1 protein-coding gene is annotated in these 1,200 nt (G+C 41.1%); it reads right to left on the minus strand.

All coding sequences use genetic code 11. The features are described 5' to 3' along the window. Positions 1–112: 112 nt before the first annotated feature. The gene (locus ACZFYI_RS20485; RefSeq protein WP_462525969.1) at positions 113–985 is read right to left on the minus strand and encodes a 3-keto-disaccharide hydrolase; all 873 of its coding nucleotides are present in this window, start codon (positions 983–985) and stop codon (positions 113–115) included. Positions 986–1,200: the final 215 nt, after the last annotated feature.

Raw genomic sequence — 1,200 nt, forward strand, 5'->3', positions numbered from 1 at the left:
CAATATCTAAACTTAAACCTAAAAGTCTAAATATCCAATCCATCCAAACGATCTTTAATTTGATCAAATCCTTTGCTTGAAAGGTCAGTGAAAATTTGGGTGATTTTTGCTTTTACTCTTTCCCACTCAATCTCCTCAATATCTTTTTCAGTTTTTCCTTGTCTCCTTTATAAGCTGCCAAATCAAACAATTCCACTTTTCTGAAATCTATCGGATGGCTTTCACTTTGCAAAGCAATAAATCCCGACTTCAGAGGAGTTCCGTCAACTTTGACAGCAGGATCTGAGGGATTGACATTTCCTCCTCCGATTTCAGGTTTTGTATATCTCAACACTGTATCCCCTTCCAAAATATGGTACACGACGGAATCTCCCAAGACCAAAAACTGCGCCTTGACCCACTGCTCTCCGTGATAGGTTTTGGAGCTGGAGTTGACACAATGCGGGGTGAACAATTCCCCATCCATGTACACATTTGTACCGGGAGTACAGAGGTTGCTTGTGGTTCTTTCATTGGTCCCGTCACCGCCAAGAAATTGCCCTTCAATCGAAATAGGAAAATCCTGATCTACCAGAATGGTCTTTGGGTCCTGACAATGCAGCATCGCACCTGAATTTCTAAAAGCCCATCCCTCTCCACCGGGAGCTTGCTCTCCGACGAACCGGTATTCGACATTCAGCAGGTAATAGGAAAAAGGGGTGTTGAAATAGATGTGGCCATACTGTTGGTCAAAAGCTTCATAGCCATCATATCTCACTTTCATCAGGCTATCCTCCACACGGAAGGTATTGGCGAAGTTTTCGTTGAGTCCATGCTTGGCGATTTTGATTGTCCAATCATTTAAATCTTTTCCATTGAACAGCTGAATCCATTCTCCTTCTTCACCTTCTTCAGTCTCGTTTTTGGATTCTCCACATCCAAAGAATAAGAGAACTGTAAATATCAATAAAAGGGATTTAATTTGATTTAGACTTGAAAGGACCATTTTCTTGAGGGGTTAGAAGCACAAACAGAAGTGGAAATTAAGGAATTATTTGATAGATTGGAATTGAAAATCCATACGCCATGACAAATAAATCCTTACTCCTCATCTTGATACTTTTTCTGATTTCGGTAAGAGTCCACGCACAAGAAGTCCTTTACCTGGACAAAGACCAAGCTGCCGGAATTGGTTCTATTCAGCAATTTGATTGGATAGCG

The sequence above is a fragment of the Aquiflexum sp. genome (assembly GCF_977115555.1).